At 69.2% G+C, this 20,876-nt stretch carries 18 protein-coding genes; 10 read left to right on the top strand and 8 right to left on the bottom strand.

The window, feature by feature from the left end:
• Window positions 1-112 precede the first annotated feature (112 nt).
• The 3 genes from VT85_RS21005 to VT85_RS20995 all read right to left on the bottom strand — a co-directional run bounded on the left by VT85_RS21005 (window position 113) and on the right by VT85_RS20995 (window position 3,252).
• A complete protein-coding gene (locus VT85_RS21005) occupies window positions 113-1,216 on the bottom strand; it encodes a family 43 glycosylhydrolase (RefSeq protein ID WP_068419732.1) in 1,104 nt (367 codons plus the stop codon).
• A 70-nt stretch (window positions 1,217-1,286) separates the two neighbouring features.
• Window positions 1,287-1,655, bottom strand: a complete 369-nt coding sequence (locus tag VT85_RS21000) for a rhodanese-like domain-containing protein (RefSeq protein ID WP_068419731.1) — start codon at window positions 1,653-1,655, stop codon at window positions 1,287-1,289.
• A 58-nt stretch (window positions 1,656-1,713) separates the two neighbouring features.
• Window positions 1,714-3,252, bottom strand: a complete 1,539-nt coding sequence (locus tag VT85_RS20995) for a glycine hydroxymethyltransferase (protein ID WP_068419729.1) — start codon at window positions 3,250-3,252, stop codon at window positions 1,714-1,716.
• 178 nt (window positions 3,253-3,430) lie between these two features.
• On the opposite strand from VT85_RS20995, the gene VT85_RS20990 reads away from it, so the two are divergent.
• From VT85_RS20990 to VT85_RS20960, 7 genes are all read left to right on the top strand, one after another.
• Window positions 3,431-4,375 carry an NAD(P)-dependent oxidoreductase gene (locus tag VT85_RS20990; protein WP_068419728.1) on the top strand — a complete coding sequence of 315 codons (945 nt, stop codon included), beginning with the start codon at window positions 3,431-3,433 and terminating at the stop codon, window positions 4,373-4,375.
• Window positions 4,376-4,826: 451 nt separating this feature from the next.
• Window positions 4,827-5,123, top strand: a complete 297-nt coding sequence (locus tag VT85_RS20985; protein ID WP_068419726.1) for a YbeD family protein — start codon at window positions 4,827-4,829, stop codon at window positions 5,121-5,123.
• Window positions 5,124-5,199: 76 nt separating this feature from the next.
• Complete coding sequence (locus VT85_RS20980) at window positions 5,200-6,354, top strand: Sua5/YciO/YrdC/YwlC family protein (protein ID WP_068419724.1); 1,155 nt, start codon at window positions 5,200-5,202, stop codon at window positions 6,352-6,354.
• A 491-nt stretch (window positions 6,355-6,845) separates the two neighbouring features.
• Entirely contained in the window at window positions 6,846-7,121 is a 276-nt protein-coding gene (locus VT85_RS20975) for a hypothetical protein (protein WP_068419722.1), read from the top strand.
• A 262-nt stretch (window positions 7,122-7,383) separates the two neighbouring features.
• Window positions 7,384-8,241 (top strand): MlaE family ABC transporter permease, encoded by an 858-nt coding sequence (locus VT85_RS20970; RefSeq protein WP_068419721.1) that lies wholly within the window; start codon window positions 7,384-7,386, stop codon window positions 8,239-8,241.
• Entirely contained in the window at window positions 8,238-9,089 is an 852-nt protein-coding gene (locus VT85_RS20965; protein ID WP_068419719.1) for an ABC transporter ATP-binding protein, read from the top strand. Before VT85_RS20970 ends, VT85_RS20965 begins: the two co-directional genes overlap by 4 nt.
• Before the next feature lie 36 nt (window positions 9,090-9,125).
• Window positions 9,126-10,232 (top strand): MlaD family protein, encoded by a 1,107-nt coding sequence (locus VT85_RS20960; protein WP_068419718.1) that lies wholly within the window; start codon window positions 9,126-9,128, stop codon window positions 10,230-10,232.
• A 28-nt stretch (window positions 10,233-10,260) separates the two neighbouring features.
• Here VT85_RS20960 and VT85_RS20955 read toward each other — a convergent pair whose 3' ends face one another.
• Together VT85_RS20955 and VT85_RS20950 are read right to left on the bottom strand one after the other, a co-directional pair.
• Window positions 10,261-11,568, bottom strand: a complete 1,308-nt coding sequence (locus VT85_RS20955) for an NAD(P)/FAD-dependent oxidoreductase (RefSeq protein WP_197490914.1) — start codon at window positions 11,566-11,568, stop codon at window positions 10,261-10,263.
• Window positions 11,569-12,352: 784 nt separating this feature from the next.
• The gene (locus tag VT85_RS20950; RefSeq protein ID WP_231871421.1) at window positions 12,353-13,036 is read right to left on the bottom strand and encodes an RNA polymerase sigma factor; all 684 of its coding nucleotides are present in this window, start codon (window positions 13,034-13,036) and stop codon (window positions 12,353-12,355) included.
• Between the two features lie 1,597 nt (window positions 13,037-14,633).
• Between VT85_RS20950 and VT85_RS20940 the strand changes: the two genes are divergently transcribed.
• Window positions 14,634-15,293, top strand: a complete 660-nt coding sequence (locus VT85_RS20940) for a PEP-CTERM sorting domain-containing protein (RefSeq protein WP_156512991.1) — start codon at window positions 14,634-14,636, stop codon at window positions 15,291-15,293.
• 396 nt (window positions 15,294-15,689) lie between these two features.
• Here VT85_RS20940 and VT85_RS27875 read toward each other — a convergent pair whose 3' ends face one another.
• Window positions 15,690-15,872 carry a hypothetical protein gene (locus tag VT85_RS27875; RefSeq protein ID WP_156512990.1) on the bottom strand — a complete coding sequence of 61 codons (183 nt, stop codon included), beginning with the start codon at window positions 15,870-15,872 and terminating at the stop codon, window positions 15,690-15,692.
• A 257-nt stretch (window positions 15,873-16,129) separates the two neighbouring features.
• On the opposite strand from VT85_RS27875, the gene VT85_RS20935 reads away from it, so the two are divergent.
• Window positions 16,130-16,987: a hypothetical protein gene (locus VT85_RS20935; protein WP_068419709.1), complete on the top strand. Its 858-nt coding sequence runs from the start codon at window positions 16,130-16,132 to the stop codon at window positions 16,985-16,987.
• Here VT85_RS20935 and ppk1 read toward each other — a convergent pair.
• On the bottom strand, window positions 16,956-19,169 hold the full coding sequence (gene ppk1 / locus VT85_RS20930; protein WP_197490913.1) for a polyphosphate kinase 1: 2,214 nt from the start codon (window positions 19,167-19,169) through the stop codon (window positions 16,956-16,958). The genes VT85_RS20935 and ppk1 overlap by 32 nt on opposite strands.
• A gap of 84 nt (window positions 19,170-19,253) precedes the next feature.
• Entirely contained in the window at window positions 19,254-20,117 is an 864-nt protein-coding gene (locus tag VT85_RS20925; protein WP_231871420.1) for a deoxyribonuclease IV, read from the bottom strand.
• Between the two features lie 175 nt (window positions 20,118-20,292).
• On the opposite strand from VT85_RS20925, the gene VT85_RS20920 reads away from it, so the two are divergent.
• The gene (locus VT85_RS20920) at window positions 20,293-20,763 is read left to right on the top strand and encodes a hypothetical protein (RefSeq protein WP_068419702.1); all 471 of its coding nucleotides are present in this window, start codon (window positions 20,293-20,295) and stop codon (window positions 20,761-20,763) included.
• The last annotated feature ends 113 nt before the right edge of the window (window positions 20,764-20,876 follow it).

Here is a 20,876-nt window from a genome sequence, read left to right as displayed (position 1 = left end):
GCGTGAGGAAGGATCGGTGTGCGCCGGCGAGACTTCCGACCGGAGACGGCCGCCGACCGAGGGGGGGCGGCGGCCGCGGTGAGCGACGGCCTCGGCGGTCCTGTCGGCGCGACTACTGCGTCGGCCTCTCAAGGCCCGCGTCGTCGCCGCTCGCCGGCTCGCCGGAAGGGGCGGGCACGTCGAGGTCGGTCGAGAGCGGCTTGCCGAAGTTCGGCGTCCCGTCCGCGTTCCAGGTGAACTTCTGGGCGCGGGTGGAACGGTCGGCGTAGCTCACGGCCGTGCCCGACTTGGCGTGGTAGGCGATCCAGTCCTCAAGCCCGTCGGGAGACTTGAAGAACGAGTTGTGGCCCGGCCCGTAGACCCCGGCGGCGTCGTCGCGCTGGAAGACCGGACGCAGGGTCTGCTCCCACGACTTGCTCTTCATCGGGTCGGCGTCGGGGGCCATCGAGACCATCCCGAGCTTGTAGTCGGGGGTGTCGGCCGGGCAGGTGGAGTAGATCAGGAAGATCCGGCCCTGGTCGCCGCGACGGAGCGCGACGGGGCCTTCGCGGACGACGTCGCAGTCCAGGCCGTCGACGTCCAGGTAGACGCGGGGGCCGGTCAGCGTCCAGGGGTTGGTCATCCGGCTGATGTAAAGCCCCTGGCCGGTCGGGCTGGGACGGCCGCACCAGATGAAGTAGCTCGACCCGTCCGGCTTTTGCAGGACGGTGCCGTCGATGGCGTAGTGGGCGTCCCTGGGGTCGGTCTGGAGCTTGGCCTTGAACGTGTACGGCCCCATCGGGTCGTCGCCCGACGACTCGGCCACGTACATGCGATGGCTCGGCTCGCGGCCGTCGCCGGCGGTGAAGTAGAGATACCAGCGCGGGCCGGCGCCGGATTCCAGGCGGTGGAATTCCGGGGCCCAGAGGTCGCGGTTGCGGCTTGCGTCGTCCTCTTTCCAGACGACCTGATCGGGGGCCGTCTTGAGGTCCCCGAGCCGTCGCGCCCTGCGGAGCCGCACGTCGCGGCCGGTGGTCGTCGCCAGGTGGTACCAGCCGTCGTAGAACATCAGCCAGGGGTCGGCCCCCTGGAGCTTGAGGGGGTTGCGGAACGTACCGGCGGGCTCGGCGGCTCCTCGGTCTTGCGCCAGGGCGTCCGGGGCCGCGAGCCATCCCCCGAGGGCGAGGGTCAAAACGAGGGCCGTCGCCTGCAGGGGCCTTCGCGGGGTGGGCGTCATGGCGTTCCTCCGTCGGTGTGAAAGGGGAGCCGTCCGGCGGTCGGCCCGCGATCCGGCCTGTGGGCGGCCGTCAGGAATAGCGGGGGATCTCGGGGGCGACGTCGATCGACCAGGCGTCGATGCCCCCTCGCAAGTTGACGACGCCGTTCAGGCCGCGTTCGGCGAGCCATTCGGCGACCCGCATCGAGCGGACGCCGTGATGGCAGTAGACGACGACCGGGCCCCGATCGAGCGCCTCGCGGATCGCGTCGAGGCTGGCGGGGACCTTTCTCATGGGGATGAACAGGTCGCCGGTCGGGGCCTGGACGGGGATGGCGGCGAAGGCGCGCTCGTGCGGCTCGCGGACGTCCAGCAGCGTGATCGGGCCGGCGCCGGCGAGCCGATCGCGGAGCGCCGTGGCGGTCACCTCCGCGATCGGCCCGGGGGTCTCGGTGGACATTGGGCGAGATTCTCTCTGGTCTCGGCTCAGCTCGGTTCGGCTCGGCGTCGGGATCGACTCAGCCGGCGTCGAACTGGGCCTGGAGGAAGCGGAGGTCCAGCTCGGGGTAGACCGGGAACGAGCCGAGGAGCCTGGCGACGCGGTCGCTCGCCTGCTTCTCGACGGCCGCGTCGAGGGTGTACTTCGCCTTGTCCTTGCCGCCGGTCTTGTTCTGGCCGGGGACGATGTTGGTCAGCACCAGGCGGACGACCTCGGCGATCTCGCGCATCTCGGGGGCACCCATGCCCAGGGTGGTGACGGCGGGGGTGCCGAACCGGAGGCCGCTGGTGTACCAGGGGCCGTTGGGGTCGAACGGGATCGGGTTGCGATTGAGCGTGATCCCGCAGCGCCGAACGGCGTCCTCGGCCTGGCGGCCGGTGACCCCCAGGGCGGAGGCGACGTCGACCACGACGAGGTGGTTGTCGGTACCGCCGGAGATGACGTTGAGGCCGACGCTCACGAAGGCCTCGGCCAGCGCCCGGGAGTTCTCGACGATCTTCGCGGCGTAGGCGCGGAACTCGGGGCGGAGGGCCTCGGTGAACGCGACCGCCTTGGCCGCCATGACGTGGGGCAGGGGGCCCCCCAGCACGAGCGGGCAGCCCCGGTCGACGTGCTCGGCGAACTCCTTCTTGCACAGGACCAGGCCGCCCCGGGGGCCGCGGAGGGTCTTGTGCGTGGTCGTCGTCACCACGTCGGCGAAGGCCAGCGGGTCCTCGTCGCCGGTCAGCACCTTGCCCGCCACCAGGCCCGAGAAGTGGGCCATGTCGACCATCAGGACCGCGCCCACCTTGTCGGCGATCTCGCGCATCCGACGGTAGTTGATGTTGCGGGGATAGGCGCTGAAGCCCGCCAGCAGGATCAGCGGCTTGACCTCGAGGGCCTGGGCCTCGATGGCGTCGTAGTCGAGCAGGAAGGTCTCGCGGTCGACGGTGTAGCCGTGGGACTCGAACATCTTGCCCGAGACGTTCAGGCGGTAGCCGTGGGAGAGGTGCCCGCCCGAGGCCAGGTCCATGCCCAGGAGGCGCTGATTGCCCAGGGCGTGGCGGACCTGATTCCACTGCTCGATCGGCATCTTGGTCCAGTCGGCCGGGGTCAGCGCCTCGGCGTTCTCCAGGCCCAGGACCTCGGCCATCTTGGGGAGTTCGACCCGGGCCCGGAGGATGGCCCAGAAGGCGACCAGGTTGGCGTCGGCGCCGCTGTGGGCCTGGGCGTAGGCGTGCTCGGCGCCGAACAGCTCGCGGGCGCGGACGTTGGCCAGGTCCTCCACCGTGTCGACGTTGTCGCAACCGGCGTAGAAGCGGCGATGCGGGATCCCCTCGGCGTACTTGTCGGTCAGCAGGTTGCCCATCGCCAGCTGGGTGGCGAGCGACGAGTAGTTCTCGCTGGCGATCAGCTTGATGTTGCTCCGCTGGTCGGCCAGCTCCCGGACGATCGCGCGGGCGATCTCCGGGGAGACGCTCGCGACGGTCTCCAGGCTGGCCAGATAGGCGAGGAACGCGGGAGAAACGTCGCCGGTCGACTTGCCGGCGAGATAGTTCGAGATCAGGGAAGGTCGCATATCATGCCTTGGGTTCGCGCCGAGGGGAGGGGGCGGGACGGGCCGCCACGGGCTGTCGCGAGGGCCCGGCCCGGCTATAATCGCCCCGTGGCAAAGCCCGATTGTATCGCCGGGCTCTCCGAAGGCTCAAGACCATGCGTGTCGGCCGGGGCGCCCCGAGCCGCCGAGGACCGCGATCATGGACCTGCGAATCGAACCCGGGAAGACCCGGATCGGCTGGATCGGCACCGGCGTGATGGGGGCCTCGATGTGCGGCCGGCTGATCGACGCCGGCTACTCGGCGACCGTCTTCAACCGCACCCGGTCCAAGGCCGAGCCGCTGGTCGCGCGGGGGGCGAAGGCGGTCGGCTCGCCGGCCGAGGTCGCCGCGGCGTCGGACGTGGTCTTCTCGATCGTGGGCCACCCGAAAGACGTCCGCGAGGTGATCCTGGGAGTCGACGGGGCGCTGACGACCGCGAGGCCCGCGACGGTCCTGGTGGATATGACGACGAGCGAGCCCGCCCTGGCCGCGGCGATCGCCGAGCAGGCGGGGGCGAAGGCCGTTCATGCGCTCGACGCGCCGGTCTCCGGCGGCGACGTCGGCGCCCGCGAAGGCCGGTTGTCGATCATGATCGGCGGCGACGAGGAGGTCGCCGAGGCCGTCCGGCCGCTGTTCGAGGTCCTGGGGAAGACCATCGTCTTTCATGGGGGCCCCGGCTCCGGCCAGCACGCGAAGATGACCAACCAGGTCCTGATCGCCGGCAACATGGTCGGCGTCTGCGAAGCCCTGCTCTACGCGTGCAAGGCGGGCCTGGACCCCGAGACGGTCCTCCGCAGCGTCTCGAACGGGGCGGCCGGCTCCTGGAGCCTGAGCAACCTCGCCCCCCGGATGCTCGCCGGCGACTTCGAGCCCGGGTTCTTCGTCGAGCACTTCCTGAAGGACATGGGGATCGCGCTGGCCGAGTCACGCCGGATGGGCCTCGCCCTCCCCGGCCTGGCGCTCGTCGAGCAACTCTACCGGGCCGTCGCCGCCCGGGGGCTGGGCCGCAAGGGGACCCAGGCGCTCGTGCTCGCGCTGGCCGACCTCTCGTGCGTCGATTGGAACAACCGCTTGAGCGCCGGGGCGTCCTGCGGTATAAAATAGGATTATGGACTTGAGGGCGAGTCTCTTCCGCCCTCGTCCCCGTACCCGCCGCTTCAGGAACCCAAGGAGAACGCATGGCCAGTCGTCGTCGAGGCAAAGGTCGTCGGAAGGTCGGTCGCAAGAAGCGCCGGATGCGCAGCAAGATCCGTCACCGCAAGAAATAAGCCGTAGCCGGATCCCGGCCCGCCGCGCCCACGACCGGAAGTCGACGCGCTTCCACGGTCCGCCGCGCGACCGATCCCCGCTCTCCCTCCGGGAGCCCACATACGACAGCCTCGCCCCGAGGGCCCCTCGGCGTCGAGGCTGCTCGTCTTTCGAAGCCCTTCGTCCTCGGGCCGGGCGGGGCGAAAATCGCCCCGGCGGGTTCCCCGGACCGCGATTCGATCGTATGATGCCTTGGCGGCCGTGAAGCCGACCCGACCCGTTTCCCACTGTTCCTGGAGCCGACCCCATGGACAGTCGCCCGGATCATCGTCCCTCGGTGGACCTCCTGGAATCGACTCACCTGTTCCCCGGCAACTACACGATCAAGGCGATCGGCCTGGCTGAGGATGATTTCGAGAAGCGGGTGGCCGAGGCCGTGACCAAACACCTGGCCGCGTCTTCGGACCTGGAATACTCGGTCCGCGCCACCCGAGGCGGGCGTCACATCGCCATGACGCTCGAACTTACGGTCCAGAACGCCGAGCAAGTTCGCTCGATCTACGCCGAGATCCAGGATATCAGCGGCCTGACGCTGCTGCTCTGATCGGGACCCGCCCCCGGCCGTAGGTTTCACCCTTCTTTCGCCTCCTCGTCCTCGCCAGGGACGCCCCCGGAACTTCATGACGGACAGCCCTTCTCCTTCCCAGTGGATCGACCTGTCGCAGTGCGACGACGCCCGTGACGTGGTGCATCAGGCCGTCGCCTGTCTGGCCCAGGGGGGAGTCGTCGGGCTCGCGTCCGAGACGGTCTATTGCCTCGCCGCCAGCGCCTTGAACCCCCCCGGCGTGGCCCGGCTCCGGGCGCTTCGGGGTGATGCGGAGCCCCGGCCTCTGACCCTGTTGCTCAAGGGGGCGTCCGAGGCGGGAGACTGGGTCCCGGACCTTCCCGCGATCGGCGCCCGGCTCGCACGCCGATGCTGGCCCGGCCCGGTCTCGCTGGTCTTCCCGCGGTCCGGCCGCGAAGGCCTGTTCGAACGCCTCCCCGAGGCGGTCAAGCCGATGATCTCCCCAGAGGGCGAGGTGGCGCTCCGCTGTCCGGAGAACCTCCTGATGCGGCAGATCCTCCAGTTCTGCCCGGCGCCCCTGGTCCTGAGTCTCGTCCGCAACCCCGACGGTTCCCCCGCCACCACCGCCGAACCCCTGCGGGCGATGGCCGACGTCGACATGGCGATCGACTCCGGGCCGAGCCGCCTGGGCCGCGTCGCCACCGTGGTGCGCATCGACGGGGATCGCTGGTCGATCGCCCGGGAAGGGGTCGTCGACGAGGGGACCCTGACCCGACGTTCGGGGATCGTCCTCGGCTTCATCTGCACCGGCAACACCTGCCGCAGCCCGATGGCCGAGGCGATCTGCAAGGTGCTCCTGGCCCGCCGCCTGGGGTGCGCCATCGGCGATCTGGAATCGCGAGGCTTCCTGGTCGTCTCGGCGGGCGTCGCGGCGTCCCACGGCGCCCCCGCAGCCCCCCACGCGGTGGAGATCCTCCGCGCGATGGGGGGGACGCTCGACCAGCACCGCAGCCGCCCCGTCAGCCTCGACCTCCTCCAGCAGGCCGACCGCCTCTTCGCCATGACCTCCGACCATCTGGAGGCCCTCCTCGCCGCCGCGCCCGACGCCGCGGCTCATTCCTCCCTCCTCGATTCCGAAGGGGGCGACGTCCCCGACCCCATCGGCGCCGACCAGTTGACCTACCGACGCACCGCCGAGACCATCGAACGCCTCCTCGCCCGCCGCCTGGACGAACTCGGCGTGCCGCCCCGCCCCCCCCAAACCGCCTGACGCGGTCCCCGCCCCTCGTCCAGTTCTCCGCTCCAATCCCCGGTTCGCCGTCCTATTCTCCAACACCGGAACCGGTTAAGGGCGTCAGCGACTTAATCCTCCTGACAGAAAAGGAATTTAGGCTTCCTTAGTTGCAGGCATGCGTTATATTAGGGGTTGACAGTCAAGCGGGTTCGCATGCATGATGTTTTGTGTCAATGAATGCGTTGCCTGGGCTCGATTGAAATCGTTTTCGAGGTTCTCCGCCTGAAGTCCTCTTTTTGCTTGCTTCTCGCTGAATCGTCGTTCGTGGATTTGCGGTGGATCGGGATCATGGCCTTCGGGCTCGCTTCGCGGCCCGAATCGACCCCGAAGGCGTGCGGAACAAGACGTGAGGTTGCCTTGACGAGTTGATGTTCGATCGCATGTCGATCGGGTCGGGCGTTGGTCCGCCTCCCCGCGTCGGCGTCGCGTCCCATGACCTGGGGCGTTCAGAGATAAGGATTTTCGCCATGTCCGACACGGCTTGCAGCATCTCCCTGCCCCTGGTCCGGCCGACCCTTCACGAGGCCGAGTCGAGGCGTTCGCTGCCCGAACTGATCGGCGACCTCTTGGGATGTTTCGCCCAGCTTAAGGCCCCGAGGCGTTCGGCTAAGCTTCAACAGTCGGTGAATCGGTATCGGGACGCGGATTTCAACTATCTCGAAGTCGTCCTCCCCGGACTGGATGGGGTCGAGGCCGACATCTGCATCCACGACGGATGCGTCTACGTCCGCGTCATGCGCTGAGGTTCCCTCGTCGCCGCAGCCGAGGGTGAGAGACTGTACTAAGGACGAATCCGCCGCCGTCCGCGCGGCCCCGAGTCCCTGCGCGCCCGCGCCGTTCCCAGGGCGGGGCCGTGTGGCCGTGCGCGCCAGGCTGGGGAGGGGCGGAGGGCCTGGGAGTCGGCCTTGCCAACCGATCGAAGAATGTCGAGAATGGCCGGTCGACGCCGGTCCTCTCGCGATCGACGCGCCGGCACCGACCGCGATTTCGGGAGGGGATGCGGGAATGGCCGTGGCGGCGCTCAATCCGGAAGTGGACGAGGAGGAAGGCCCGGAGACCGCGGTCCATCGCATCGGGCAGCACGTCTTCGACCGGGTCGCCGAGATCGGCGACGTCGGCCTGTTCTCGCTCAAGACGCTCGGCTGGATCTTCCGCCGCCGGCCTCGCTGGTCGGTCCTGGTGCCGATCTTCTACGCCATCGGGGTCCAGAGCGTGTCGGTGGTGGCGATCACCGGGACGTTCATCGGCATGGTGCTCGCGGTCCAGGCGTTCCACGAGTTCCAGATGATGGGGCTGGCGACGCGGCTGGGCTCGGTCATCAACATCTCCCTGGTGAAGGAACTCGGCCCGGTTCTGGCCGCGACGATGCTCGCCGGTCGGGTGGGCTCGTCGATGGCGGCCGAACTGGGGACCATGCGGGTCACCGAGCAGATCGACGCGCTCTCGGCGCTGGGGACCGACCCGATCTATTACCTGGCGGTCCCCCGGTTCCTGGCCTGCCTGCTTCTGATCCCCCTGCTGACCCTGATGGCCGACTTCATGGGGGTGATCGGCGGGGCGGCGGTCTGCACACAGGTGATGGGGGTGGACTCGTTCGCCTACTGGAAGCACTCGCGGGACTACGTGGAGGGGCTCGACATCCTCGCCGGCGTCCTCAAGAGCCTGTTCTTCGGGTCGGCGATCGCGCTGATCAGCTGCCACCGGGGGTTCAACTCGACGGCCGGGGCCGAGGGGGTCGGCAAGGCCGCGACCGAGGCGTTCGTCTTCTCATTCATGGCGATCCTGTTCCTGGACTTCGTCCTGGGGCTGGCCTGGAACACGACCTATCGCGCGATCTGGCCTCAGGCCTCGGGGCTGCTATGAGCGAGGAGACGCCCCCGCCGTCCGAGGCCGGGCCGGCGGGCGGGGAGTTGATCGAGTTCCAGGACGTTTCGATCCAGTTCCGCCGCCAGAAAGTCCTGCGGGGCCTCAACCTGACGATCCGTCGGGGCGAGACCGTCTGCGTCATCGGCGAGAGCGGCTGCGGCAAGACGGTACTCCTGAAGCTCATCATCGGGCTGCTCCACCCCACCAGCGGACGGATCCTGTTCGACGGCCAGGACGTCACCCGGCTGGCCGGGCGCGACCTCGTCAAGCTCCGGCTCCGGTTCGGCTTCCTGTTCCAGATGGCCGCCCTGTTCGACAGCCTGAGCGTCTACGACAACGTGGCCTTCGGGCTCCGCGAGCACAACGTCTGCGACGAGGAGAAGGCCGCGGCCATCGTCGCCGAGCGGCTCCAGGACGTCGGGCTCCCCCAGGGGTTGGAGCAGAAGAAACCGGCCGAGCTCTCCGGCGGCCAGCGCAAGCGCGTGGGCCTGGCCCGCGCGCTGGCGCTCGACCCCGAGGTCATGCTCTACGACGAGCCGACGACCGGCCTGGATCCGATCATGACCGACGTCATCAACGAGCTGATCCTCCAGACCCAGCGGGGGGGGGACAAGACGGGGGTCGTCGTCACGCACGAGATGCGGACCGTCTCCAAGGTCGCCGACCGGGTCGTCATGTTCTACCCGCTGGCCCGGATCGGCCGCGGCGAATCCCAGGTGATCTACGACGGCCCCCCCGACGGCCTGGAGGACGCCGCCGACCCCCGCGTCCGACAGTTCGTCCGGGGCGAGGCCGGCGAACGGCTCCGCGAACTGGCGGCCCAGAATCGCGCGACGGAATCCTGACGCGGCCGGGACCCCGTGAAGAAGTAGAGGGTGCTCATGAATGAACGCGTCATGCAGTTTCGGCTCGGCATGTTCGTCATCGTCGCCGGACTGGTGCTGACGATGCTGGTGGTCTGGTTCGGCGAGTCCCCCCAGATCCTCCGCGAGCGCGGGTTCATCCGGGTCCACTACGCCGAGGCCCCCGGCGTCCTCCAGGGGGTCTCCGTCCGCAAGAGCGGCATCCGCGTGGGAGAGGTCGTCGGCATCGAGTTCGACGACCGGGCCGACCAGCCCGACGGCGTGATCGTGACGATCGCCCTGGAGAGCCAGTTCAAGATCCGCAAGGGGTCGGTCCCCCGGCTCACCCGTTCCCTGATCGGCGACGTCACCATCGACCTCCTCCCCGGCTCGGGGGAAGGCCTGCTGGAGACCGCCGCCACCCCGGCCGAGGCCGCGATCATCGAGGGAGAAGTCGCCGCCGATCCTTCCAAGGCCCTCGCCGCCGCCACGATCGCCTTCGAACGCGCCGGCGACACCCTGAACACCATCCAGGAAGCCGCCGCGGGCCTGGCCAAGCTCTCCCAGAGCGCCGGCAAGCTCGACGAGTTCCTCGCCACCTGGGACGCGACCGGCAAGGACCTCTCGTCCGCCTCCACGGGCATCCGAGGCTTCGTCGACGAGAACCAGGCGGGCGTCAAGGCGGCCCTGGCGAACATCCAGCAGGCGTCCGAACGGCTCAACAGCACCCTCGACCCCGCCACCCAGGACGCGCTGAAGACGGGCGTCGCCAAGTTCTCCGCCGCCTCCGCCCGGCTCGATACCGCCCTTGCGGACGCCGCGCCCCTGATGAAGGACCTGGGAGCCCCGGTCGACCGGACGCCGGCCACCGATTTCGGCCAGACCGTGCGGCGGGTCAACCGCATCGCCTCGGACGTCGAGCTGCTCTCCAACACGCTCCGGAACAGCCGAGGCGGCCTCAACACCGGCGGCTCCCTCCAGCGCCTGCTGACCCAGACCGAGCTGTACGACAACTTCAACACGATGGCCATGTCCGCCAACCAGGCGCTCCTGCAGCTCAAGGTCGCCCTGGCCTCGTTCCGCGAGTTCGCCGAGAAGGTCTCGCGCGACCCCGGCGCGATCTCGCGGGGGGCGCTCAGCCGCTGAGGCGGCCGTCGCCCCGGGGGGGCTCCCGTCAGGTCGTCGCCGAGCCGGCCGCGGCCGATTCGCCGGCGAGCCAGCCGGTGCTCCAGGCCCCCTGGAAGTTGTACCCGCCGATCAGGCCGTCCAGGTCCAGGACCTCTCCCGCCAGGAAGAGGCCCGGCGCCAGGCGGCTCTCCAGCGTCTTCGGATCCACCTCGTCCAGCGCGACGCCGCCGCTGCAAACCTCGGCCTTCTCGAATCCGAGGGTCCCCGCGATCGGCAGCGCCAGGCCTTTCAGCGCCGAGACGAGCTTGATCCGCTCCGGGCGCGAGAGGTCCGGGCCGATCCGCGACCGGGGGATGCCGCAGTGGTCGAGTACGCACTCGGCCAGGCGGTGGGGGAGATCGGCCGACAGGATCGAGGCGACCGAGGCCCGGCCCTTCCTCGTCGCGGCCTGGAGCCGACGGTCGACGTCCTCCCGCGACTCGTCGGGCCGGAAGTCGATCCTCAACTCCAGCCGTCCCTCGCCTTCCCGACGAGCCTCGGCCCGGCTGACGTCCATGATCGCCGGCCCGCTCAGTCCGGTGTGCGTGAACAGGATGGCCTCGCGACGCTCGGCCAGGGCCGGGCCGGACGGCCCATGGACCGACGCGACCACGTCTTGCAGGCTCAGGCCTCGGAGCGTCGGCACCCAGTCGGGCTCGACCTTCAGGGGGACCAGGGCGGGGCGGACTTCGATGATCGTATGCCCAAGCCCTTGCGCGAGGGCGTAGCCGTCCCCCGTGGTGCCGCAGCCCGGAAACGATCGGCCCCCCACGGCCAGGATCAGACGCCGAGCCCGGACCTCCCCTTGCGGCAGGGCGACCCGCCAGAGGTCCCCCAGGCGCTCGATCGAGCGGGCCGGGCTGAGAAAACGGATCTCGGCCCCGGAGCGTTCGAGCCGCCGCAGGAGCGCGTCGAGCACATCGACCGATCGGTCGGAGACGGGGAAGACCTTGCCGTTGGCCTCGACCTTCACGGCCACCCCTTCGGACTCGAAGAGGCGGACCGTCTGGTCCACGTCGAACTTCCGAAGCGACGGGCCCAGGAACGGCCCGTTCGCCCCGAAAGCGTCCTGGATCGCCCGCGCGCCCCGGAGCAGTTTGGGGTCGAACGCCGGGTCGATCGGCCCCGAGACCGAGTCCAGCCGCCGCAATCCCCTCGCGTTGGTGATGTTGCAGCGGGTCCCCCCGGACATCAGAATCTTGACCCCGGCCTTGCGGTTCTTCTCCAGCAGGACCACCCGCGCCGCACATTCGGCCGCCCTGGTCGCGGCCACCAGACCGGCCGCGCCGGCGCCGAGGACGGCCACGTCATACACGTCGGATTCCGGAAAAGTCGTCACGATCGAGGGCCGCCGAGGGTTGAGGGATTCTGGACCTCAACCACGATACCCGGAGGACCATCCTCCCTCCAACTCGGGGCGGCCGAGCGACCCCGGCGAGTTGGCTTCGATCGCGCCGGCCCGGAACGAAGCCGATCGGCGCAACAGGCTGCGGCATAGTGATTTATCAGTGGTTTTGCGGCGATGGAATTGGCTTCGTTCGGCGCTTTTCATCATCCCACGCCCCGCTTCATCGGCCTCGCCGGCCCGGCATCGGATCGTCCTTCGCGCACCGTCCCCTGAAATAACGATGCGCCCGAATCGGCGATTGCGAACGGGGCCGTCTTCTCCTCGATTTCCGCTATGCAGGAAGGGATGCTGGCGCGATCACGCCTTCTCCCGTGGCGGTGCTCCGTCGGAAACATCCGGCGTCGCGAAGCGAATCCGACCCGTGGCCCGGCCGGGCGTCGACGGTTTGCGAACGACCGCGGCGGAACGCCGACGACCCTCACGCTCGTCGCCCCCTCATCCGGCCCTGCGGTCACCTCCCCCCCGAGGGGGAAGACCGACCCCCGAGGGGTCAGATGAGGGGGGACGAGCCGGGAAGCCGTCGGGATTCGCGGACCGGCCGACCGAGACGCGGACGGTCTTCCTGCACGTGTTCCCCCTCATTCGGCCCTGCGGGTCACCGCCCCCCGCGAGGGGGGGAGGGCGTTCGGGTCTGGAGCCGGATCGCGGACGGTCGATGTGTTCGTCGTCCCTTCGTCCGCGGCGGCGGCGGTCACCAGCTGCGGGCGGAGCTGGCGGCCAGGCAGTGGGCGTCTTCCTCGTCGGGGTCTTCCTGGAAATCGAGGCGCTCGGCCCATTCCTCGTCGGGCGAGCTGGATTCGAGTTCGACCCGGAGCCGCTTGCGGGCGGTGTGGAGCCGACGCTTGATGGTGCCCAGGGGGACGTCGAGTTCCTCGGCCATCTCGATCAGCGACAGGTCGCGGATGTAGAAGGCGACGAGGGTGTCGCGGTCGAGGGTCTTGAGGCGACCGAGCGCCTCCCACAACCGCTCGGCGCGTTCGCGGGTGATGAGGGCGTCGATCGGCTCGTCGGCCTGCTCGAAGGCGCCTTCCAGGACGGCCGTTTCGACCGTGAACGGGGAAGGCCTCCGCGTGACGTGGTTGATCGCCATCCGCACGGCGACCTGCCGCAGCCAGCCGGCGAACCGCTCGGGCTCGCGGAGCTGTCCCAGCCGCCGCATGACGTGCAGGAAGACCTCCTGCGTCAGTTCCAGGGCCTCGCCCACGTTTCCCAGCCGGCGGAGGGCGATGGCCCGGACCGTGGGCTCGAACTGTTCGACCAGTCGGCCGAAGGCGTCGCGGTCCCCGTCCTGGGCGCTGCGGACCAGGGCCGCGACCTCGAACCAGCTCGGGGTTTCTTCCTCTCGCGTTTCCAGCGTGGCGATCAAAGGACCCACCTTCCCCGCTCTCGGGGTTGCCGGCGACTCGCGCGATCGGCCCCTAGTTCCCTGGGCCGATGCGGTGCGACGAGTTCCGGCGACGTCACGAACGAACCTGAAACACTCGCGAGGGCTGCGGAACGGCCGTCGCGGCGGCCTCCCGACGAAGGCGGAAGGCGACCGGGGGCGTTCGCGCGGCTCGACGCGGCGACGCGTGCATGTGCGGTGCGCGACGCGATCGGTTCGAGTTCGAGAAACCCGATTCCGAGGGCGACGACGCGGAGTCGTGATTCGCTGGACTGGTCGGCGGACCTTCAGGAGAGCGGACGGGCAGGGGGAGGCTGGGCGGGGATCGTTCCCCCCCGGCTTTTCTCCCCGGCACGGCTCACCGGCGGCCTACCGCGACTTTCCAGGACGTTCGACTCTTCAAGACCCGGCTATCGCGGCTTGCGCCCCGATGTTCGCCGTCCGACGGCTTGCGGCCCCAGCCGCGCCGGCCTTCTCGACCGTACCGGAACCCCGGCCGAGCCGGGGACTGGTAGCGACGGCCTTCGCTGCGGCGGCTGCCGCGGCGGGAGATCGTCGCGATCGGGAGGACGGGGCCTGGCACGCTTCGAGGCTCGCGGAAGGCCGGCATCGCCAGCCTCGCCAGCTCGGAGTCGCACCCTGGGACGCGTCGGCGACGGTCGGCGGCGTGGAATCGGCCCATGCCCGGAGACATGGGGAATCCGTCGTCGCCGTGCCGGTAATCGGCGGCGTGATATAGGCGGGTACGCAAGGTACGCCTACAAAAGCAAGCGCCGCCATGGGCTCGCGCATGACGTCATGATGTGCGTGACGGATGTGCAGGGCCTTGCCGTTGTCGACGCTCGCCTTAAGGACGAGCGACCGCGTCCCGAGATTCAGCCGGTTGGAAAGGGCCGACAGCGTCAGGTTGTTGCGGTTCAACATGGCAATACCCTCGCATCCGCCTTCAGGTGGGGCGGGATCACGTGGTGGGGAATCGTCCGCCTCGTTTTCGTCCCGGGGGCGCGGCCGATGAAGCCGGCGCCGGGAGGCGAAGGCGGTGAATCCCCACGAGGAAAGGGACGGTCCTTAGCCGTCCTGCTGCGTCTACCGAGCCGGGACCGTTCGTCCTCCCGGATCTCGATGGGAATCGGGCACGCGCCCGAGTCCTTGCGGCTTTCGCATTCGGTCGTCTCGTTCAGGTCTGCCGAGCGCGGAACGCCCGGCCGCCCCATCGGGGCTGATCCGTTCGAGATATCGCCCTAGACATCTTAACTCGGAGTCAAGTTCGCGCGAAATCGGAAAAAACCATCGGATGTTCTCGCTTTGCGACATGGGGCGTCGCAAACCCCGGCGATAGCGGGGTTTCGGAGATTCCCGCGGGTCCGTCGATTCGCCCGTCGGTGGGTCGAGGAGACGCCCGTCGCCGGGCGCTTTCCTCGCGATCAGACGCGAGCGCCAGGGGCCGGAACCGAACATGCGTGGCCGTGCGATAGCGAAGAAGCATCGAAACATGATGCAAATCTCCCACGTGTGTTGCAGGGTTGGGAACGCTCTATTACGTTACGCCGTTCTTTGAACCGTTTTAACGACATCCGAAGGAGCAGCCATGTATCGAACAGCTGTATGTTGCGTTGTTTGCGTCGGATTGTGGACGAGCGCCGCATCGTCGGCGACGATCACGACCTACAACCGAGCCGCTTTCCAGACCGCTTTGTCTGGCGGGACGCTCTCGGGCCAGGACTTCGATTCGCTCGCCGCCGGGACGGTTCTCGGCACGCTGGACGGGGTCACCTACGGGGCCTCCGGGGGAAATCCCATCGTCACCGACAGCTATCTCACGTCCACCACGCCCAACGGGTTGGGATCGACCTCAGTCGGGTATTTCCTCAGCTCCGAATCGGCGACCTTCACCTTCGCCACGGCGATCACCGCGTTCGCGATCGACATCAACACCTTCGCCGCGTTCGAAGGGGCCTACACGGCGACCCTCAACCTGGGCGACGTCGTGAGCAGCCGGTTCGACGTGTTCCCCAACACCTCGACCGGCCAGTTCCTGGGCTTCACCTCGGACGTCGCCTTCACCTCGGTGACCATCAGCGCGGTCGCCGATCCCGGCTCGGGTGCGACTTATGCGTACACGCTCGATTCGCTGGTGTACGGCGAGGCCGCGGCCGTCGCGGTCCCCGAGCCGTCGTCGCTCGTGCTGTGCGGGCTGGCCTCGTTCGTCGGTTGCGGGGTCTGGGCGCGGCGTCGCCGCGTCGCCTGACCGTCCTGGCGGTCTCGAACCCGGCCGCCCCGGCCGCTCCTCCCGCGAGGGACCGCCGGGGCGATTCGCATCGCGGGCGGCCGGTCCTGTAAGATGGCGTCGCTCGAAGTGGGGACGACCGTGGTTCGCGAATCGCGGTTGCGTCCGGTGACAGGCGGAATCCCGCGTCGGCGCGGGTGGCTCGGAATTCCCGGAAGACCACGGCATGACGGCGATCGCCTGGCGACGGACCGCGTTCATCCTCCTCCTCTACGGCGCGGCCCTGACGGCCTGGGCCTGGTTCGCGACGGCGATCGCGCCGGGGCTGATCGCGAGTTCGTACCCCGGGGTGGGCGCGTCGACGCTCGATCGCGCGTTGAAATGGTTCGCGCGGGGGCGAGCGCCCGAAGACGTGCTTCAGGCATGGCGAGACGCCGCGTCGGCCGTCGCGGCGGCGGGGATCGTGCATGCGGCGCTGGTGCTGGCGATCGGCGTCTGGGGCCGTCGCGCGTGGGATGGGGCGACCCGTCGCGACGCCTGGCTGGGTCGAGCGACGGCCGGTTTCCTGATCGTCGCCAGCCTGGCTTTCTTCTTGTTCACGATCTTCCAGGGGGCGATCCAGGACTACTACCTCTACGTGCAGATCTGGCGGGAGATCCTGGCCGGCCGCGATCCCTGGTTCCTGGTCATCGGGGGGCAGGGGTCGTTCTCGCTCAACGCCTACGGACCGCTATATAACGTCCTGGCGTTGCCGGTCTTGTGGAACCCGCTGGGGCCGAAGCTGATCTTCGCGGCGGCCTACTGGTTCTTCGTGTCCTGGCTGATCCTGGGCCTGGGGGGGCGTCGGGCCTGCCGGCGTGGGGGGGCTGGCGCTGGCGGTCTGGTTCGCGAACCCGTTCGCCTGGGTCGAGATCGCGCTCTTCGGCCATTTCGACGTTCTGGTCGCGCTTTCGTGTATCGCGGCGGCCGAGGCCCGGCTGGGGGGACGCCGGTGGGCGAGCGTCGGCTGGCTGACTTCGGGCGTGCTGCTGAAATTCTTCCCGGGGGTGCTCGCGCCGTTCCTGGCCCTGGATCGGGGGCGGATTCGCTGGCGGTATCTGGCCGCGACCGCCGGGCTGGCGCTGGGCGGGATGGCGTTCGCCTGCGGCGTCTGGGGGACCTCGGCGCTGCGGCCGATCGGCCTGGCGGTGAGGCGCGAGTCCGCGTATCTGTCGATCTTCAGCTTCTTGCGCGGCCCGCATTCGCCGATCGGCCGCGACACCCTGTTCTTCTCGCCGGACGAGTACGCGGGGCCGGTCCTGCTGTTCGCACTTTATCAGGCCTGGTCGTGGACGCGGCGGACGGGGTTCGATCCGCTGGCCTCGTGCGTGCTGGCGGTGACGACGACGCTGGCGCTCTACAAGGTCGGGTTCCCGCAGTATTACATGGTCCTGTTCCTGCTCGGCCCCTACTGGTTCGTCCGGGATCGGGCGAAGCTGGTGCGTCGAGGACCGCTGGCGGCGGCGTACCTGGCCTGTTTCGGGTGGATCGCCTGGTTCGACGTGAGGATCGCGCGCGAGACGCTTTCCGGGCTGACCAACTGGGTCGGCCTGCCGACGTTCGCGTTGATGCTGGCGTTGCTGGCGAGCGTCGCGCTCGCCGGCCCTCGGGAGGGGCCGGCGACGGATCCGGGGGGGCCGAAGGTCAGCCGTAAGGCGGACCTCGGCGCTCGCTGAGTTCGGAATCGGGCATGACGACGGGGGTCATGTTGATGCTGGAGGCGTGCTCGATGGCCAGCTTCTGGAACTCGACCTGAGAGCGGACGATCGCCGCGCCGGGCTCGGGCTGGATGAGCCGGTAGGTGCCGTCGGCCAGGAGTTCGCGGGCCTTGACGTCGTCGGCGAGTGAGATGGCGAGGATCTCGTCGATGACCCTGGAGCGCAGGGCGGGGGCCTCGATGGGGAACATCAACTCGACGCGGCGGCGGAAGTTGCGGGGCATCCAGTCGGCCGAGGAGAGGAAGACCTCGGGGTCGTCGCCGTTGGCGAAGTAGGCGATCCGCGAGTGCTCCAGGAACTTGTCGACGATGCTGCGGACCCGGATGTTCTCGGAGACGCCGGGGACGCCGGGGCGGAGGCAGCAGATGCCCCGGATGATGAGGTCGATCTGGACGCCGGCCTGGGAGGCCTCGTACAGGCAGGTGATGATCCGGGGATCGACCAGCGAGTTCATCTTGGCGATGATCCGCGCCGGGAGCCCGGCCTGGGCGTGCTCGGCCTCGCGGCGGATCAGGGCCGTGAGACGGTCCGCCAGGTTCATCGGCGCGACGACGAGGCGTTTCCAGGTGTTGCCCTGGGAGTAGCCGGTCAGCAGGTTGAACAGGGCGCTGGCGTCCTCGCCGATCTCGGAGCGACAGGTGAAGTAGCTGAGGTCGGTGTAGAGCCTCGCCGTGGTGTGGTTGTAGTTGCCGGTCCCCAGATGGACGTAGCGTCGGATGCCGTCGTGCTCGCGGCGGACGACCAGGGCGGCCTTGCAGTGGGTCTTCAGGCCGACGATCCCGTAGACGACGTGGACGCCGGCCTTCTGGAGCATCCGGGCCTTGTCGATGTTGTTCTCCTCGTCGAGCCGGGCCTGGAGTTCGACGAGGGCGGTGACCTGCTTGCCGTTCTCGGCGGCGCGGGCGAGGGCGGTGATGATCGGGTTGGAGTCGGCCGTGCGGTAGAGGGTCATCTTGATGGCGAGGACGCTGGGGTCTTCGCTCGCCTGCTCGATGAGCTGGACGACGGCGCCGAACGACTCGTAGGGGTGATGGACCAGGAAGTCCTGGTCGCGGATCGCCCGGAAGACGCTCTTGCGGCCGGTGAAGGCCGGGGGCATCTTGGGCTCGTAGGCGGGCTCGCGGAGGTCGCGGAAGCCCTCGAGCTTGTAGAGCCCTCCCAGGACCGTCAGGTCGACCGGGCCGGGGACCTTGTAGACGTCGCGCTCCTCCAACTCCAGGGCCGAGGCGGCCAGGAGCTGGGCGAGGAAGTCGGAATCGGCGCGCTCCGAGATTTCCAGCCGGACCGGGGCGCCCCACTTGCGCTGGCGGAGGGTCTCCTCGATCGTCGAGAGCAGGCTGCTCTTGACCTCGTTCTCCTGGATCGAGAGGTCGCTGTTCCGGGTGGCGCGGAAGGCCACCCGCTCGACCGTCCGGTAGCCGCCGAAGAGGGCGTCGAGCCGGGGGCCGATCACGTCTTCGAGCAGGACGAACCGCTTGCCCCCCTCGGGCTCGTCGGGAAGCGGCACCAGCCGGCTGATGACCGAGGGGACCTGGAGGACCGCGTAGAGGAGCCGGCCGTGCTGGTTGAGCGACTCCACCCGCAAGAGCAGGTTCAGGCTCTTGTTGTGGACGTGCGGGAACGGGTGCGCCGGGTCGATCGCCAGGGGGGTGAGGACCGGGTAGACCTGATGGGTGAAGTAGTCGTCCAGGAACGCATTCTGGGCCTCGGTCAGCTCCGCGGGGGTGCAGATGCGGATCCCGTGCCCCTCCAGCTCGGGGCGGACCTCGTTGAGCCAGACGTCGTAGAGCCGGGCGACGAAGTCGTGGGCTCGTTTGGAGATTTCCAGGAGCTGGGCGAGCGGCCCCATGCCGTCCGGGGGCGGGTCCTGGGGCTCCAGGCTCTCATAGAGCTGGGCCTGAAGGCCGGCGACGCGGACCTCGAAGAACTCGTCCAGGTTCGAAGAGCAGATCGCCAGGAACTTGAGCCGGTCGAGCAGCGGATTGGAACGGTCGCGGGCCTCTTCGAGAACCCGATCGTTGAACTGGAGCCAGCTCAACTCGCGATTGATGAACAAGCTGGAGTCGACGACGACCGGCGGCGCCGGGCTCTTCGGGGCGCCGTTGCCATTGCCGGTGAGGGGGTTCTTCGGTTTGCCCACGCGATGACCACCGTCCAGGGGTTCCATGACCGATTCAAAAGAGGGAGCGGCCCCGCGCCTCCGTCCGCCTCGCCTCGACTTACCTCACGGCGCGAGGAGGCCGTGCAGGAGCCTTCGGTTGCGAGCGTCGAGTTCCTCGCCGTCCTCGACCCCCTTGGGAGTTTCGAGGATCATCGGCAGGCCCCGGAATCGCGGGTCGTTGAGCAGGAACCGGAACGGCTCCAGGCCGAGCAGGCCGGCGCCGATCCCGGCGTGGCGATCGACCCGACTGGCCAGCTCGCGGCGGCTGTCGTTGACGTGCCAGACCCGGATCCGGCCCAGCCCGACCGTCCGATCCAGCTGGTCCAACGTCTCATCGTACAGTTCCTTGAGGTGCAAGGAATAGCCCGCCGCGAAAATGTGGCAGGTGTCCACGCAGACCCCCAGCCTCGCCCCGTCGGCCGCAAGTTCCAGGATCGCCTGGAGATGCTCGAAGCGGTGGCCCAGGCAGGTCCCCTGGCCGGCGGTCGTTTCCAGGTCGATGGTCACGGCCAGGTCGGCGGTCCGCTCCAGCACCCGGTCGATCCCCAGGGCGACCCGCCTGAGCCCGTCCGCCTCACCGGTCCCGACGTGCGCGCCGGGGTGGACCACCAGGTCGGCGATCCCCAGCCGGGCGCAGCGCTCGATCTCGACGACCATCGCGTCGATCGACTTGTTCCAGAGGACGTCGTCGGGGCTCGCCAGGTTGATGAGGTAGGAGGCGTGCGAGACCGGATCGACGACCCCCGTCTCGTCGATCGCCGCGCGAAACGCCCCGGCCTGGGCGTCGGTGATCGGCGGGGCGTTCCACTGGTTGTTGTTCTTGGTGAAAAGCTGGACCGTCTCGAAGCCGAACGCGTGCGCGGCGCGGACGGCCCGGTCGTAGCCGCCGGCGATCGACATGTGCGCCCCCAATTTCAACGGAGGCACGGCTTTCCGGCGGGTCGTCGAGCTTGTTCGAGGCATCTGAGAGATCCGGTTCGGGAGAAAAATGGACGAAACCGAGACGTTCCGCGCGGGCCGTCACTTGCGGTCCGGGCCGGGGCGCTCCTACAATGCGCTATCCAGCCGACCTGTCCAGAGGCGAGGGGCGAGGGTTCTACCAATGGGATGGCTGATCGGGGCCGGCGTCCTTCCCGTCTGCGTCTTCGCCGGATGGTGCATCCTGCACCGCCCGCTGCGCCTCTTCTTCGAGGACCTCCACGTCGATCGGGCGCGCGAGACGTTCCGACGCCGTCGCGAGCATCTGGAGGCGGATTTCGTCGCCAGCCTGGGACGGCTCGACCGCGAGGAAGGCGTCCGCTGGGAAGACGCCCAGTGGCACGACGAGATCGTCTGGGCCCGAGACCGCCAGACTCGGCGGTTCCTCGCCCTGGTCTGCGTGCATTTCGAACCCGAGCCGTATGAGCCCCCCCAGGCGCGTCGCCACGCGACGGCGGTCTTCGAGTTCCACAAGGGCGGGTGGGGGGCCGAAGGGAAGCGGCTGGATCAGGTCCGGCCCGACGAGGCGGTGGGGCGGAACCGTCGCTATGAGCCCGTCGCCGCCGCCCATCCCGAGCCTCGCCACTACGACTGAGGCCCTCCCACGCCCCCCCGTCACGGCCGCGCCGCCGGTCGCCCCGAGGGGGGACGCCTTGGCTCGATCCGCCGTAACGGATAGTCTGGATCCGGGCGAGCCCGCGAGGACGC

It is taken from the genome of Planctomyces sp. SH-PL62 (assembly GCF_001610895.1).
GTDB lineage: Bacteria > Planctomycetota > Planctomycetia > Isosphaerales > Isosphaeraceae > Paludisphaera.
This window is presented reverse-complemented; position numbering and strand designations above follow the sequence as displayed.